Source organism: Scopulibacillus darangshiensis (assembly GCF_004341035.1).
GTDB lineage: Bacteria > Bacillota > Bacilli > Bacillales > Sporolactobacillaceae > Scopulibacillus > Scopulibacillus darangshiensis.
Map to the genome: position 1 here is coordinate 57,520 of NZ_SLXK01000015.1, position 13,909 is coordinate 71,428.

At 42.0% G+C, this 13,909-nt stretch carries 17 protein-coding genes, 1 pseudogene and 2 other annotated features; of the genes and pseudogenes, 11 read left to right on the forward strand and 7 right to left on the reverse strand.

Annotated features, from left to right (window positions below; translation table 11 throughout):
• Nucleotides 1-129: 129 nt before the first annotated feature.
• Both EV207_RS11625 and EV207_RS11630 read left to right on the forward strand, forming a co-directional pair.
• Nucleotides 130-933 (forward strand): class I SAM-dependent methyltransferase, encoded by an 804-nt coding sequence (locus EV207_RS11625; RefSeq protein WP_132746326.1) that lies wholly within the window; start codon nt 130-132, stop codon nt 931-933.
• 71 nt (nt 934-1,004) lie between these two features.
• Nucleotides 1,005-1,376, forward strand: coding sequence for an MmcQ/YjbR family DNA-binding protein (locus EV207_RS11630; protein WP_243647028.1), 372 nt, complete (start codon nt 1,005-1,007; stop codon nt 1,374-1,376).
• A 73-nt stretch (nt 1,377-1,449) separates the two neighbouring features.
• Here EV207_RS11630 and EV207_RS11635 read toward each other — a convergent pair whose 3' ends face one another.
• Nucleotides 1,450-2,298 (reverse strand): pentapeptide repeat-containing protein, encoded by an 849-nt coding sequence (locus EV207_RS11635; RefSeq protein ID WP_132746327.1) that lies wholly within the window; start codon nt 2,296-2,298, stop codon nt 1,450-1,452.
• A gap of 415 nt (nt 2,299-2,713) precedes the next feature.
• Here EV207_RS11635 and EV207_RS11640 point away from each other — a divergent pair, with 415 nt between their 5' ends.
• From EV207_RS11640 to EV207_RS23905, 3 genes and pseudogenes are all read left to right on the forward strand, one after another.
• Complete coding sequence (locus EV207_RS11640) at nt 2,714-3,370, forward strand: FusB/FusC family EF-G-binding protein (RefSeq protein WP_132746328.1); 657 nt, start codon at nt 2,714-2,716, stop codon at nt 3,368-3,370.
• Between the two features lie 166 nt (nt 3,371-3,536).
• The gene (locus tag EV207_RS23900; protein WP_424511366.1) at nt 3,537-3,647 is read left to right on the forward strand and encodes a CatA-like O-acetyltransferase; all 111 of its coding nucleotides are present in this window, start codon (nt 3,537-3,539) and stop codon (nt 3,645-3,647) included.
• Nucleotides 3,648-3,713: 66 nt separating this feature from the next.
• Nucleotides 3,714-3,854 (forward strand): annotated as a pseudogene (locus tag EV207_RS23905) (CatA-like O-acetyltransferase); the annotation flags it as partial.
• Here the strand turns inward: EV207_RS23905 and EV207_RS23040 are convergent.
• Nucleotides 3,840-4,016 carry a hypothetical protein gene (locus tag EV207_RS23040; protein WP_165886919.1) on the reverse strand — a complete coding sequence of 59 codons (177 nt, stop codon included), beginning with the start codon at nt 4,014-4,016 and terminating at the stop codon, nt 3,840-3,842. The pseudogene EV207_RS23905 and the gene EV207_RS23040 overlap by 15 nt on opposite strands.
• A gap of 50 nt (nt 4,017-4,066) precedes the next feature.
• On the opposite strand from EV207_RS23040, the gene EV207_RS11660 reads away from it, so the two are divergent.
• The 4 genes from EV207_RS11660 to EV207_RS11675 all read left to right on the forward strand — a co-directional run bounded on the left by EV207_RS11660 (nt 4,067) and on the right by EV207_RS11675 (nt 6,410).
• On the forward strand, nt 4,067-4,384 hold the full coding sequence (locus tag EV207_RS11660; RefSeq protein WP_132746329.1) for an AzlD domain-containing protein: 318 nt from the start codon (nt 4,067-4,069) through the stop codon (nt 4,382-4,384).
• A gap of 137 nt (nt 4,385-4,521) precedes the next feature.
• Complete coding sequence (locus EV207_RS11665; protein WP_132746330.1) at nt 4,522-4,983, forward strand: RNA polymerase sigma factor; 462 nt, start codon at nt 4,522-4,524, stop codon at nt 4,981-4,983.
• A 19-nt stretch (nt 4,984-5,002) separates the two neighbouring features.
• On the forward strand, nt 5,003-6,223 hold the full coding sequence (locus EV207_RS11670) for a hypothetical protein (protein ID WP_132746331.1): 1,221 nt from the start codon (nt 5,003-5,005) through the stop codon (nt 6,221-6,223).
• Nucleotides 6,224-6,260: 37 nt separating this feature from the next.
• Entirely contained in the window at nt 6,261-6,410 is a 150-nt protein-coding gene (locus tag EV207_RS11675; RefSeq protein ID WP_132746332.1) for a YrzI family small protein, read from the forward strand.
• A 70-nt stretch (nt 6,411-6,480) separates the two neighbouring features.
• Here EV207_RS11675 and thrS read toward each other — a convergent pair whose 3' ends face one another.
• Nucleotides 6,481-7,689 carry a threonine--tRNA ligase gene (thrS, locus tag EV207_RS11680; RefSeq protein WP_132746333.1) on the reverse strand — a complete coding sequence of 403 codons (1,209 nt, stop codon included), beginning with the start codon at nt 7,687-7,689 and terminating at the stop codon, nt 6,481-6,483.
• A gap of 50 nt (nt 7,690-7,739) precedes the next feature.
• Nucleotides 7,740-7,969, reverse strand: a binding site (T-box leader).
• Nucleotides 7,970-8,008: 39 nt separating this feature from the next.
• Nucleotides 8,009-8,237: a binding site (T-box leader), on the reverse strand.
• Between the two features lie 1,105 nt (nt 8,238-9,342).
• Between thrS and EV207_RS11690 the strand changes: the two genes are divergently transcribed.
• On the forward strand, nt 9,343-9,615 hold the full coding sequence (locus tag EV207_RS11690) for a hypothetical protein (RefSeq protein WP_132746334.1): 273 nt from the start codon (nt 9,343-9,345) through the stop codon (nt 9,613-9,615).
• Here the strand turns inward: EV207_RS11690 and EV207_RS11695 are convergent.
• The gene (locus EV207_RS11695; protein ID WP_132746335.1) at nt 9,604-10,563 is read right to left on the reverse strand and encodes a helix-turn-helix transcriptional regulator; all 960 of its coding nucleotides are present in this window, start codon (nt 10,561-10,563) and stop codon (nt 9,604-9,606) included. The two genes, EV207_RS11690 and EV207_RS11695, sit on opposite strands and share 12 nt — an antisense overlap.
• Before the next feature lie 278 nt (nt 10,564-10,841).
• Here EV207_RS11695 and EV207_RS11700 point away from each other — a divergent pair, with 278 nt between their 5' ends.
• Entirely contained in the window at nt 10,842-11,516 is a 675-nt protein-coding gene (locus EV207_RS11700) for an SDR family oxidoreductase (protein ID WP_243647029.1), read from the forward strand.
• Nucleotides 11,517-11,844: 328 nt separating this feature from the next.
• On the opposite strand, the gene EV207_RS11705 is transcribed toward EV207_RS11700, so the two are convergent.
• From EV207_RS11705 to EV207_RS11715, 3 genes are read right to left on the reverse strand one after another with little or no spacing between them, the layout of a single operon-like run.
• Nucleotides 11,845-12,120 carry a hypothetical protein gene (locus EV207_RS11705; protein WP_132746336.1) on the reverse strand — a complete coding sequence of 92 codons (276 nt, stop codon included), beginning with the start codon at nt 12,118-12,120 and terminating at the stop codon, nt 11,845-11,847.
• Nucleotides 12,121-12,150: 30 nt separating this feature from the next.
• Entirely contained in the window at nt 12,151-13,461 is a 1,311-nt protein-coding gene (locus EV207_RS11710; RefSeq protein ID WP_132746337.1) for a PTS sugar transporter subunit IIC, read from the reverse strand.
• A 20-nt stretch (nt 13,462-13,481) separates the two neighbouring features.
• The gene (locus EV207_RS11715) at nt 13,482-13,787 is read right to left on the reverse strand and encodes a PTS sugar transporter subunit IIB (RefSeq protein WP_132746338.1); all 306 of its coding nucleotides are present in this window, start codon (nt 13,785-13,787) and stop codon (nt 13,482-13,484) included.
• Between the last annotated feature and the right edge of the window lie 122 nt (nt 13,788-13,909).

The window sequence follows — 13,909 nt, forward strand, 5'->3', positions numbered from 1 at the left end:
ACATAAGTGCAACTACGCCTCTGTCTTCGCCAATCGGCGAGTTTTCTTTATCATTAGTTATAATAAATATAATATTTTGTTATTGGGGTATTTAAATTATGCTGAGAATAACGAAGGAGGGGTATTTCGGTGATAAATTTTCACAGTGAAGATAACCGGTCGACCTATTCTTCTAGAGATGCTGACTTAACTTGGGAAAATAAGATACAGGATATTTGCGATGTTAAAGGGAAAAAGGTATTGGACATTGGATGTGGAGGCGGAATATATTCTAAAGCGCTTGCGGGTATGGGGGCAGCGGCTGTTACCGGATTGGATTTCTCCGAGCAGCAACTGTCTTCCGCAAGAGAGAACTGCAAAGGCTATTCTAATATCGACTTTAATCTAGGCAATGCCTTGGATACAAAGTTAGGAACAGGACAATATGACATTGTTCTGGAAAGGGCAGTTATTCATCATATTAAAGATTTGGATACCTGCTTTAAGGAGATTTCCCGTCTATTAAAACCAGCCGGAATCTGCCTTATTCAAGACAGAACGCCGGAAGACTGCTTGCTTGAAGGGAGTTCTACACATATAAGAGGATTCTTTTTCTCAAAGTATCCTGAATTAATTAATAAAGAAACCTCAAGACGGTATACAAGCGAAAAAGTGTATAAAGTACTAGGTGATGCCGGATTCACGGACTCAAAAGAATATAAGTTATGGGAAACAAGGGAGTCATACAATGGAATAGACGATTTAGTTAAGGATATAGTCAATAGAACCGGCCGTTCCATTCTTTACGAATTAAGTGATAAAGAAATCGAGGATCTTGAAGGGTATATAAAAGGACAATTAGATCATAAAGACAATGAACCGATAGTGGAAAAAGATAGATGGACGATTTGGAAAGCGGTACACCAGAAAGGTATTAGAGGCTTTGACGGATGAGTCACTTCAACAAGAAGTGTATCCTGATGGGCGTAATCTAGAGTGGCATTAATTAAAGAGGTGAAAGAGTCGTGACATCACAAACAAAAGCAGATATGCTAAAAAACGCGCGCACGATCTGTCTTGCACTTCCGGAAGCCGCGGAGCATATCGACGGTTTTGGTCATGCGGCTTTTCAAATAAACGGAAAATCCTTTGTGAGATTAGGTGAGAGCGAGGAAGGCACAACCTTATCATTTAAGTCAGATCAAGAAACTCAAGTGTTGTTGCTGCAGAAGGAGCAGTTTTTCAAAACACCGTATATAGGCCGCCACGGCTGGGTATCTATTCGAAACCCGCGTAATGAAGACTGGGAAGAGCTGACGGAACTGATTCAAGAAGCATATTTACGCGCCGCACCGAAGCGTATGGTAAAGGAATGGACCCAACAGCATAGGAAGTGAAATTGTAAAGGGCGTACTTCTTTTAAGAAGTCGCCCTTTAAATCCAGGTCATTAAGTATTATAAATAAGTAAATTACCCAAAAGCAGGCCAATGCGTTGGTCGGGTGAGTGGGGAAGGCAGTTTCGTTTTTGTATCACCCTTTGCTGCATTAACCTGGGCTTGGGTGAGGAAGATACTCCCGGTGAGATCTGCTCCGCTAAGATCGGCGTCTCGGAAATCAGCCCCGATCAGGTCTGCCATTCTTAAGTCGGCATCTCGGAGGTCAGCACCAATGAGGTAAGCTCCTCTTAAATTAGCCCTACTGAGATCGGTACCTTTGAGGTTTGCACCCATAAGGTCAGCTCCCCGGCGGTCAGGCTTCTTGCCTTTCTTGGCACGAGCGAGTTCACTCGTTTTTAATAGCAGGTTGTTGACATTAGCTCGGTGTGCTGGAACATCTAGTTCTTTGAGTGAATCGGGACTAAGCTGAGTTAGTCGTTCCGTCTCTTGCAGCGCTGAGCCAAGCTCTTTGTGAATTGGGCGGGCCGCAGCCAATGTCAGGGCTTCGGTCAAATACCAAAGCATTTCATGAAGTTGCTGCATAACGGGAAACACATCGAACATTTTCTTTGCCGTCTCTGGACCTTCACGCCAGTCGTCCCCTCCGAAAGTGACTTGGGAAACCTTTTGTCCTGCACCGAAGCAGTCAAAAACGGTACAACCCTTAAAACCCTTCTGTCTGAGATCTTTGTGAATGCCGCAGCGGAAGTCTGATTGCAGATTGGGGCAGGGCTTGCCTGCATCCTTATCGATTGTAAAATCTGCCGAAGCTGCGAAGGGCAGTGCAACACAACATAATCCGAAGCACCTCTCGCAGTCAGCACGCAAACTGTTGCGGCTTAAATCACGTATTGGATTGGGATAATCAATATTCTTAGACATGCGTGCACTTCCTTTTTTTATTTACGTGAATGGATGTCATAAATCTGTTATGCCCAAGTCTGTGTCCGCATGTCTATCACCTCACGTTTGATTTAATCGTAGAATAGCACCAATTGTGTGATATAGCAATCTAGCAGTAACAGGGGAAGTTTTAACATAAAAATAAGGAATCAACAGGAAAGGAATGATTTCCAGTTTAAATTGATTTATAATAAATATCCATAGGGAGGTGTTTGAATTGGCAAATAATATGAGATTGCCAAAATTATCAGCGTCCCATGCAAGGCCTTGGATTGAGGGCGATACCTTGCATGGGTGGATTTTCTAGGACAAAATCGCCCAAGTAAGCTTTCGTTCCTAATTATGGGGCCTTGCACCTTATTTTAATCAATAAAAAAATAAGGGGTTGGAATGTATGACAGAACCATTTATTAGGAACCATCAATATAACCACATTAAGAAACAAACGCAGATCCTGCAGCATGCGCAGACTACTGTTACAGATCAAAAAGTCATTGAAGCTGTAAGGTGCAGCACGGAATTCGAAGTAATAGAAGCATTTCCAGATGCTACAGATAACCAAATGCAAATTCTAAAGGGAATTTCTGAATTGAAAACACCAGAAGATTGCGAGGAGTATCTGAGCTCTTTAGAGCCTTATTTGATGGCATTTCCACATGTCACAGAAAAGCAGATCAGGAAGCTGTTTCCCAAAAATAAAAAGTTAAAGATGCCTAATTTATCGACGCTTGCTGGTCAATCCTTAACTTATCTTAGCTGGGTCGATATATCTACAAATAAAAAGTTTATCATCTATGAATTGAATGGAAAAATCATTGGCGTCGAGGGCAGGTATACGATAGCTAATAAAGATAATACATGCTCATTATGTAAGGGGCATGGAAAGGTTGCTTTGTTTACAGCAAAGTCCAAATCTAGGCCTGCCAACTCGTCTCCAGATTATTATAAAGCAGTCGGCAACTATATGTGTGTTGACAGTGATGAATGTAATGAGCACATTACCGATGTGGCCTATTTGGAGAAATTTATTCGGAGTGTGATCGGCTCATAAGTTTTTGAAAACATCCTTCGAGATTTATTCTCAAAGGGTGTTTTTCTTCTTTATTTTTTCATTATAATGAATGTAATGAAAAAACTCCATGGGGTGAGGCTATTGGTGAAAACAGAGAAATGAACCTCCTAAAATAAAAGTTCCATAATTTTAGGAGATTATAAAGATGACTTTTAATCGAATTGATGTGGATCATTGGGATAGAAAGCCTTATTTCGATCACTATATGAAGACGGGTAAATGTTCTTATAGTATTATAGTATTACTGCAAACCTGAATGTGACTGTGTTGTTAGCTAGGCTGCGGCATAAGAAAATTAAGCTTTATCCCGCTTTTATTTACATGGTCACAAGAGGGGAAAGTACTTTTGCCTGTGTCGCTGCAAGTTCATCATGCTGTCTGTGATGGTTATCATGTGAGTACTTTTATAAATGACTTACAGGAACTGGCTAATTCTTGCGAGGATTGGCTATGGACTGAATAAAGCACCAAAGCTGTGCAATCGTAAAAGCTGAAACCATGACGGTTCAGCTTTTTTGTTAAGGGGGAAATTAAGGTGGGTATCTGCAACGGCGGCAGCCGCGGTAATTATAGCGGTTGGACTTGAATATGTCACGCCGGGCAATGATTTTACGATCATTATCACGGGTGTTTTAGCTCCTCTTGTCGGTCTTTATTTAAAGAGGAGGTCGCGAAATGTTTAATCAATGGCTTCTAATCGGATTGCTTTCCATTTCTACTTACATATCGCGGATCATTGGTGTAGAAGTCATGGCAGAACGAGAGATGAGCACGGCCTTGCGTTTATATTTTAATTATGTGCCAGTCGCAATTATATCGGCGCTTATCATCAAACAAATCCTAGTTCCAACGGGTGGTCACCTTATCATTTCACTTCCGGTTCTTATCGGCTGTCTTTCCACAGCCATATCGATTAAGTTAATAAAAATGTTTCTTCCAGCCGTTGTGATCGGAGCCATTATTGGTTTGTTAGTACGGAACTTTTGGGGCTGAACCCCAGGGGATTCCCAGTTTTGTTTGAACGTGTCAGAAAAAAACAAAAAAACCTCCAACACTTTCCCTTCCTGAAACGTTATACAAATGAAGACGGATCAAATACTCAGGTAAAACGTTTGAAATGAGCTGATGCCATGCTAGTTGAGGATCTTTATGAAAAGCATAACAAGGAATTAGAGCGTTTTGCCCGGTCGATGGCTAGCAACGAGAAGGAAGCCGAAGATTTGTTGCAAGATACCTTCTTGAAAGCACTCACCCACCTGCATTCTTTGAGCAGACTTACCGATTATCAACAGCGGGCTTGGCTGTTTAAAGTTCTGCGGAATCTCCGTTATGACCGGTTTCGCAAACAGCGTTTTGAAGTTCCGATTAGGGAACAAGATGAACCGGAATCTGAACAAGACGGCTATTCTGTGGTGGAAATGGAGGAATTGCTGCAAATATTGCCTTCTGATCTTCGCGATGTCGTGTACAAACGCTATTGGCTTGGCTTAACAAGCAAACAAATTGCCGGGCCGCTTGGCTTATCGGATGCAACAATCCGGTATCGTCTTCAAACTGCGATCCGTTTGTTAAGAAATAAAATTAATAAATAAATTTCAGGAGGTTGGTCAAATGGGAACGATCATTAAAAATATAGCATTTCTGGATTTAACAGAGGCGTCCGAAGACACGTTGAAGGAAATCAAAGCGATTAAGAAAGTTGCTTTTATGGTGTACAATAAAAAATTCGAGCCTTTCATGGCGAAAATTTCTTTTCACGAGATCGCTTCATCTGCCAAAGTATCCGGTAAATTTTCTTTAATCAACGGAAAGTTAGAACTTGATGACAGCTTTGTCTCCAGTATGAAAGAACCGATGTTTTTTCTAGTAAACGGAAAAATGATTGTAAAACCTGATGTTAATGCCGACATGATCGATCAAGCAATTAGCGGACTGCTTATCAACGGAAAGATCTATTGTCCGGAGAGCGTCCAGGCGGCCTTGCAACAAAAGGTTGAGCAAAATAATGGGAAAATGGTTGCCTATATGGACAATGCCTTGTTGGAAACCGGCGAGGTGACGATCGACAACGATTATCTCCGCCAACTAAAATCAAAAACGAATTTGGCGGTGGCTGGAGAAGTTAATATGATTGAGGATCTTGATCTTTCGCTGTTTGATGAAAAGTTGGATCAGATTCAATTTTTAAACGGTGCCGTTGTTTTAGAAGATTATCTAGAGGTGTTGAGCCCAAAATTAGTCAAAACCTCTTCAAAAATCATAACCGTCCCTAAGGGCTTTACGTATATCGGCGAGGACATCCACCTTGATGCAAGTGAAATAGCGAGATATGAGCATGCTAAATTATTTGTTGCAGGTTCTATCTACTTGGATGAGAGTGTCAGCAAAGAAGATGTGAAAAACCATATCGATGAATTCAAAACGGAGGATGCGATTTATTGCCGTACCGAATTGAAGGCAGGCATCCTGCAAAAATGCGATCCATCGGTTAAAGTCGTTGCTTATTCAGGAACCCTTCGCGTCGTTGAGGGTGAACACAAACTGACGCAACCTGAACTGGATTATACAGAGAACAAAATTACTTTTATTGTTAACGGTGTGTTGGAAGTTGCCAGGAATGTTGATCCAAAGGTTCTTTATGACAAATTGGAAAGACTTGATCTTAACGGAGTGGCCACAGGAAGCAGTGAACAATGCGGTGTTTTGCAAACGAAAATAGGTGTCAAAAATGGGGTTATCGAAGGCAATGACGAAGAAAACGAGATTGAAGACACTGATATCCCTGAGGGGGACGATTCGTATATTTCAAATGTGGCCCATTTGAAATTGTAAGCGGAGAAAGACAAAGATACAAAAGGAGGGAACTGCGATGGTAACATTCGACCTGTTCTCGTTCACCGTTTCAATTTCCCGCAGGAAAAAAGCATTATCTAATCGTTATGAAGACAATCTCCGTATCAGTCGCATCATTGAGGATAACAAAAGAAAGCAAAACGATCATATGCATTTCTGGTATTAAGGAAAAGATAGAATAAGAGGCAATAAGAAAATCCAAAAAGGTGAGGTCCTTTTTGGATTTCCCTATTTTTTTAACGCTTATCTCTTTCTTCACTAAATCTGTAAATCACTTCTGAAATATTCATGTTACCAAGGTTGCCTTCCTTGCGTTTTCTTAAGGCTACAGATGCCCTTTCTACCTCTTTATCACCGACAATTATTGCATAAGGAATCTTTTGTAACTCAGCCTCCCTAATTTTTAATCCAATTTTCTCAGTTCTGTCATCGATCTCGACCCGATATCCCACAGATTCTAATTGTAATTTAGCCTCTTTGGCATAAGAAAAATGGGAATCTGAAATTGGTAAAATTTTAACCTGTACTGGTGCGAGCCAAAATGGGAAATCACCCGCAAAGTGTTCAATTAAAATCGCCATAAACCGTTCAATAGAACCGTAAATAGCACGATGAATGATGATCGGGCGATGAGGTTTATTGTCTTCGCCTATATAGTGACAATCAAATTTCTCGGGCATTTGGAAATCGAGCTGAACTGTCCCGCATTGCCAGCTCCGGCCAAGTGAGTCAAGGATATGAAAATCAATTTTTGGGCCATAGAAGGCGCCGTCCCCAGGATTGATTTGATAAGTCAGCCCTTTTTTCTTTAATACAGATTCCAGGGCGTGTTCTGCCTTTTCCCATATTTCAGCAGAACCCATGTACTTTTCTGGGCAAGTAGACAGTTCGATCTTATATTCAAAACCGAATTCCGAGTAGACATCGTCAATTAAATCCAAAACATTATTAATTTCAGATTCAATTTGATCCTCCATAACGAACAAGTGAGCATCGTCTTGCGTAAATGAGCGGACCCTCAATAGCCCATTTAACGACCCCGAAAGCTCATGGCGGTGAACCAATCCGAGTTCTGTAAGGCGAATTGGCAGCTCACGATAACTCCGTCGTTTACTATTGAAAATTAATACAGCACCCGGGCAATTCATTGGTTTAATGGCGTACTGCCCATTATCCACATTAGAAAAATACATATTTTCATGATAATGGTCCCAGTGGCCGGACTGTTCCCACATCTCTTGTTTCATCATAATTGGTGTTCTAATTTCTTGATACCCAGCTTTTTGATGCTTATTTTTCCACAAAGCTTCAAGCTCATTTCGAATGATCATTCCTTTTGGTAAGAAAAAGGGCATTCCCGGGGCTTCCTCCATCGACGTAAATAACTCCAGCTCCTGACCTAATTTCCGGTGATTGCGCTTTTCGATTTCCTCGTTCATTGCCATTTTTTATTCCTCCCAATTTTATATATAAATAAAAACCGCATTCATCCCAACAAAGGGACGAATGCGGTCGTGGTGCCACCCTAATTCCGTCATATACAAAAAGTGTATATGATGCTCAAAATAGATAACGGTTTCCCGATTATGGATACTTGTAAATCGCTTTTCCCCATAATAGCTCCAAGGCGGTAAATCAATCCCTTTTCTACAGGGCTTTCAGCCAGTGACCCTGTTCTCTGATAAGAAAGTCAAGAATGATTCATGTCCTTATCAACGCATTGTTGTTATTTATTTTTAAAATAAAAAACCGCACTCATCCCAGCAAAGGGACGAATGCGGTCGTGGTGCCACCCTAATTCCGTCATGTACAGAAAATGGACATGACTCTCATATAGATAACGGTTTCCCGATTATGGATACTTGCAAATTACCTTTCCCCATAATAGCTCCAAGGCGGTAAATCAATCCCTTTTCTACGGGGCTTTCAGCCGGTGACCCTGTTCTCTGATAAGAAAATGAAGAATGATTCATGTCCTTTTCTTAGCTGTATAAATAATTTTTGAAACATTTTTATGAATTATAAGGGAGAAATATTGTAAAGTCAAGGAGGCGAAAGGCTATAGGTAAATAACTTAGGGCGCTGATTACGCAACCTTCAACGCTTACGGCGCACCAATTTTGTTATAATAATGATAATATTTGGGCGAAACAAGAAGTGGAAAGTGGCGTCACCTGATCCAACCAGGTTGCATTCTTACTAAATATAATACAACAAATGTTATAAAAGGGATTCGGATCTGGAAGTGAAACGATCTGCGTATGGTGGAGATCGTAAAGCCACATAAATTGGGTAGCTCCTCTCCGGATATGTTGGCGAGGGGATTAAACTGCTAAGGGTAATGAAGGACAAAAAGGGGTCAAAGAGAGCGGCAAATGTCTTTCATAGAGGCGATGAAAGACAAAAAGGGGTCAAAGAGAGCGGCAAATGTCTTTCATAGAGGTGATGAAAGACAAAAGTCGGTCAAAAAGAGCAGCAAATGTCTTTCATAGAGGTGATGAAAGACAAAAAGGGGTCAAAGAGAGCGACAAATGTCTTTCATAGGGGTGATGAAAGACAAAAGTCGGTCAAAGAGAGCAGCAAATGTCTTTCATAGAGGTGATGAAAGACAAAAAGGGGTCAAAGAGAGCAGCAAATGTCTTTCATAGAGGTGATGAAAGACAAAAGTCGGTCAAAAAGGACAGCAAATGTCTTTCATAGAGGTGATGAAAGACAAAAAGGGGTCAAAGAGGGCAACAAATGTCTTTCATAGAGGTGATGAAAGACAAAAGTCGGTCAAAGAGGGCAGCAAATGTCTTTCATAGAGGTGATGAAAGACAAAAGTCGGTCAAAGAGGGTAGCAAATGTCTTTCATAGAGGTGATGAAAGACAAAAGTCGGTCAAAGAGGGTAGCAAATGTCTTTCATAGAGGTGATGAAAGACAAAAAGGGGTCAAAGAGAGCGACAAATGTCTTTCATAGAGGCGATGAAGGACAAAAGTCGGTCGGTAAGCGCGGTATATGTCCTTCATATGGGTAAAATTACCTTTTTGTCAGGTGATTTTAATATTTTTGATTGCTCTTTTTTAAAAATAAATTCAATATACAGGGGGCAGTGTTTTGGATCCAATTTTATTTGAAATTCCAACTGTGTTAGAGACTGAGAGACTTATACTTAAAATGCCTTCACCAGGCGATGGGGAGGTTGTAAATGCGGCAATCAAGGCATCTCTGACCGAATTAAAGCCTTGGTTAGGATTTGCGCAAAACACCCCAACAGTAAACGAAACGGAAGTGAATACTCGGGTAGCACATGCCAAGTTCCTAAAACGGGAAGGTCTTAGGCTTCTTATCTTTCATGACAGTCATTCGATAATAAGGTTAATTGTATAATCCCACAACGCTTTTGGCCATCTTAAGAATCTGATCCTGCAATTCTTTAGGTTCGATGACTCTCATTTGATTTGCAAATCCCAATATGTATCCTTTTGCTTCACTCTCAGTATCGAAAGAAAGCTTAACCGGCGTCCATTGGCCCTCACCCGGATTCCCCGCTTCAATATTTTGAACAAACCGGTCTGTGAATTTTATCCTTGGTAAAATGGGAGGCAGCACCTCAACCCACACCTCATACTTTGGTAAATTTTCGATAAAAGCCTTGGTTGATGATTCCCAATATTGCGCAAGATTAAAGTCCTCAGGCCTCTCAAATGTTTCTTCAATGGGAGTGGCAGACTTAATGCGTGACGCCCGGTAATTTCGGATAGCACCGTTGTCCTTTGAAGCAATAAAATACCAGCGGTTTCCTTTAGCAACTAATCCAAGCGGCGCTACAATACGGTCATTTGTTTTTCCGTCCGCGCGCTCGTATGTGATTCTTAACTTTTTATCCTTCCATATCGCACTTTTAAGAATGTCGAATGAGTCCACTTTTTCTTTCCGCCTTCGCCATGTGCTTGTATCAACATGAATCCGGTTCCAGACATCCTTCGCATTATCGCGATAAATCGAGGGAAGTGAAGCCATAAGCTTATTCCTTGCTTCTTCAGATGGACGGGTCAATTCCAAATCATCAAGCAAATGGGCGGAGGGTGAAACCAACAGGGCACGTATTTCAGCCTTTTTTAACCCCGTTAAGGTCGTCCGATAGTTGTCCAATAAAGACCAGCCGCCGTTCTTGCCCCGCTCTGCAAAGACAGGAATGCCCGATCCGCTTAATGCTTCCATATCCCGATAAATGGTGCGTTCGGAGACCTCGAGCTTTTTTGCCAATGCCTTTGCTGTCATAAGCCCTCTCGATTGCAATAATAAAAGAATAGATATCAGTCGATCGCCTCTCATTCTGCGCCTCCTCTTCAATCCGTTTTTTAATTCATTTATTTAAATATGACATAGGTTGTCAAGAATTACACCGTATAGTGAAGATATCACATTATGAAGAGGATGGGATACATGACATCATTGAATGGAAAAATCGCTCTTGTAACAGGCGCGAGCAGAGGGGCGGGGCGTGGCATTGCCGTGGAGTTAGGTAAAGCTGGAGCAACCGTGTATACGTAACTGGACGCAGTGTTAAAGGGCATTCGACAAATGATTGGCCGGGAACGATAGATGACACCGTGTCACAAATTGAGGCTTCGGGTGGAAAAGGGATAGGTGTTCGTTGTGACCATACGAATGATTCAGAAACGGAAGCTCTCATCGATCAAATTCGAAAGGAACAAGGAAAGCTTGATATCCTTGTCAATAATGTTTGGGGTGGGCATGATCTTTCAATTGAATCCAGTCCTTTTTGGGCATTGCCTTTAAAACTTTGGGATACAATGTTCACTGCAGGTGTTCGTGCCCAGCTTGCCACAAACCACTTTGCTGTCCCGCTCCTTCGCGAAAATAAACAAGGCCTTATCATTCACACCACTTTCTGGGATGACGGCAAATACACCGGGCAATTTTACTATGATTTGGCGAAAAACGCATTGACTCGTATGGCATATGGGCTGTCAATTGAATTAAAGCAAGACAATATCGCTGTTCTAGCCGTTTCACCTGGATTCATGAGGACGGAGCTTGTGTTAATGCATCATCGGTCAGATGAAGATCATTGGCATGAATCGGATGATTTAAATAATACCGAGACACCTTATTATGTCGGACGCGGAATCAAGGCGCTGGCAAGTGATCCAAATGTGCTTGATAAAAGCGGTCAAGTGCTGAGAGCCGCGGATTTGGCAAAAGAGTATCAGTTTACTGATATCGACGGCCGCGCTATTCCGCCATTCACTATACAAAATTAAAGAGGCTGAGACAAAACTAAAAGGGTTCATTCATATGCAGAACAATAAAATTTAAAAATATAATAGCAAATGCGAAGCGTAGTCAAAATATGGAGACTCCTACGGGAACAGCACGTGTCCGAAGACCCCGCAAGAAAGCGGTTTTTGCTTTCTGAGGAGGCTGAGGCCGTGCCCGTGGAAAGCGAAGTATTTTGACGGAGCGCTTCATTGTTTTCTTATGTATAAATAAAAATCCGAATTATTCAGGATGTCTGAATGAGTTCGGATTTTTCTATTAGTAAAAAACTACTGTCCCAGCCTATTTGCATGTTCCATTTTATCTTCTTCACTAAAATGTGCTATAGGTAAGATAATAGCTTAGCAAGGTACAGATCACAGCAGAAAGAGCGGTCCATGTCATCCATTGTTTTCGCGAAGTGATCTTGCCATCGATCTTACCAATAACGACAAGGATGCCAATTGTGCCGAAAATACTGCTGCAGACAAAGGTGCTCGATGCGGGCGATAGTCCCATTGCTGCTAAAGGATACAAAAGAATGATGTTAGCGGACACAACGATGGCTAGAAAGGCAGCCACACCCTTAAAACTGATTCTAAAGGGCATAACCTAAGGACCTCCTTGGTATGGGGACGATTAGAAACTTTCGGTCGTCCCGCTTTGATTTAAAGCCGCATCTGTTTTTCCATCCGTCTTCTCCTCAGCTAACATTTTCAGATCATAGATTTTAAGGAACGGCAGGTAGATGAAAAAGGAAATAGCAATATTAACTAAAGCTAAGACAACAGCTCGCCAATCACCGCCTGTGGAGAGATAGGCACCAATTGGAGCAGGCAGTGTCCATGGCGGCATAACGGATGTAGGTGTCACAAGTCCAATATCAGTCGCTATATAAGCAACGGTTGCCAGAACGAGTGGCGAAATGATAAATGGAATCATGAGTAATGGGTTTAATACTATTGGTGCACCGAAGATAACGGGTTCATTGATATTAAAAAGCCCGGGTAAAAGAGACGAACGTCCGACAGCCTTAACATATTTGGACCTCATAACAAAAGCCATAGCTATGACCAAGCCGAGCGTTGATCCGGAACCGCCTATCCATATAAACCATTGATAGAAAGTTTCGGGAGCGATGTACGGCAGCTTGGAGGCCCCGTCAGCGACTGCTGCGGCATTGCCAGTAAGATAGACTTCCCAGATAGGCCTGGCAACGGTTCCGACGATCGCAATCCCATGGATCCCAAATGCCCAAAAGAAAGTTGTAAAAAATACAGGAATAAGGACACCTAAGTAGCTGTCGCCAGCTGTAACAATTGGGCTGACAAGTTTGCCCATAAGAGAATGTAAGTCTACACCGAAGACTACAGTAATAATTGTCATGATACCGATAACTAAGGCGACCGGAATAAGCGCCTCAAATGAGCGTGACACAGAGTCAGGGACCGACGAAGGCATTTTAATCGTAACATTCTTGGCTTTACAAAACCGAAGGACTTCAACAGATAAGAGCGATACAACCATCGTCACAAACAGGCCGGCTCCGCCAAGGTCGGCCATCGGGATCACAAATCCAAAATCCTTCGTAACCTCCGGGACAATGGAAAGAAGTAATGCGGCGACGGCCACCTGTCCACCGCTTAACGGATCCATTTTATAACTCTTTGACAAACTATACCCGATCCCAAAGGCTACGTAGAGCGACATGATATACATGGTCATCCGATAAGGGATAAGGATCTGGGCGGCATGATCAGCACACCATTTTGTAATTTCCCATCCTTGCGGCAGCGGCGGGAAGGCGATGATAAGGAAGAATGATCCGATGATAATAAAAGGAAGTGCAGAGATAACGCCATCGCGAATCGCGCTTAAATGCCTTTGTTCAGCCAATCGGGCCATGGGACCGGAAAATCTCCGGTCTAAGAAGTCAACAAAACTATTCATTTTTAATAGCCACCACCTTCTTATTTAATATATTCCTTAACCTGCTGATAAAGAGTTGGACCCGCCATAGGTGTATAAGACCGGGGAGCGATCGCCTCGCAAGGAATACCGGCTTCGTCAGCGATCGCTTTAACACTATCGAATCGGTGACGCACTTGCGGTGCAACCAGGACCAGGTTCCAACCATTCCTGATTTCATCTTCTACTGAGGGAGTGCCGACTGCCTCTGCTTCCATCGCCACCCCTTGTTTTTCAGCTTCTTTTTTTAAGGCATTAACAACAATGGCACTTGACATCCCGCCCGCACATACGAATAATACCTTCATAATCTGACCCCCTGAAATTTTAATTGAATAATAGGTATAAATATATTCATAAAGGAGTATAAACATGAAAGGGTTTACACCCCGGTTTGTTTTGATTATACTTAAGTTAAAATAAAATTTCA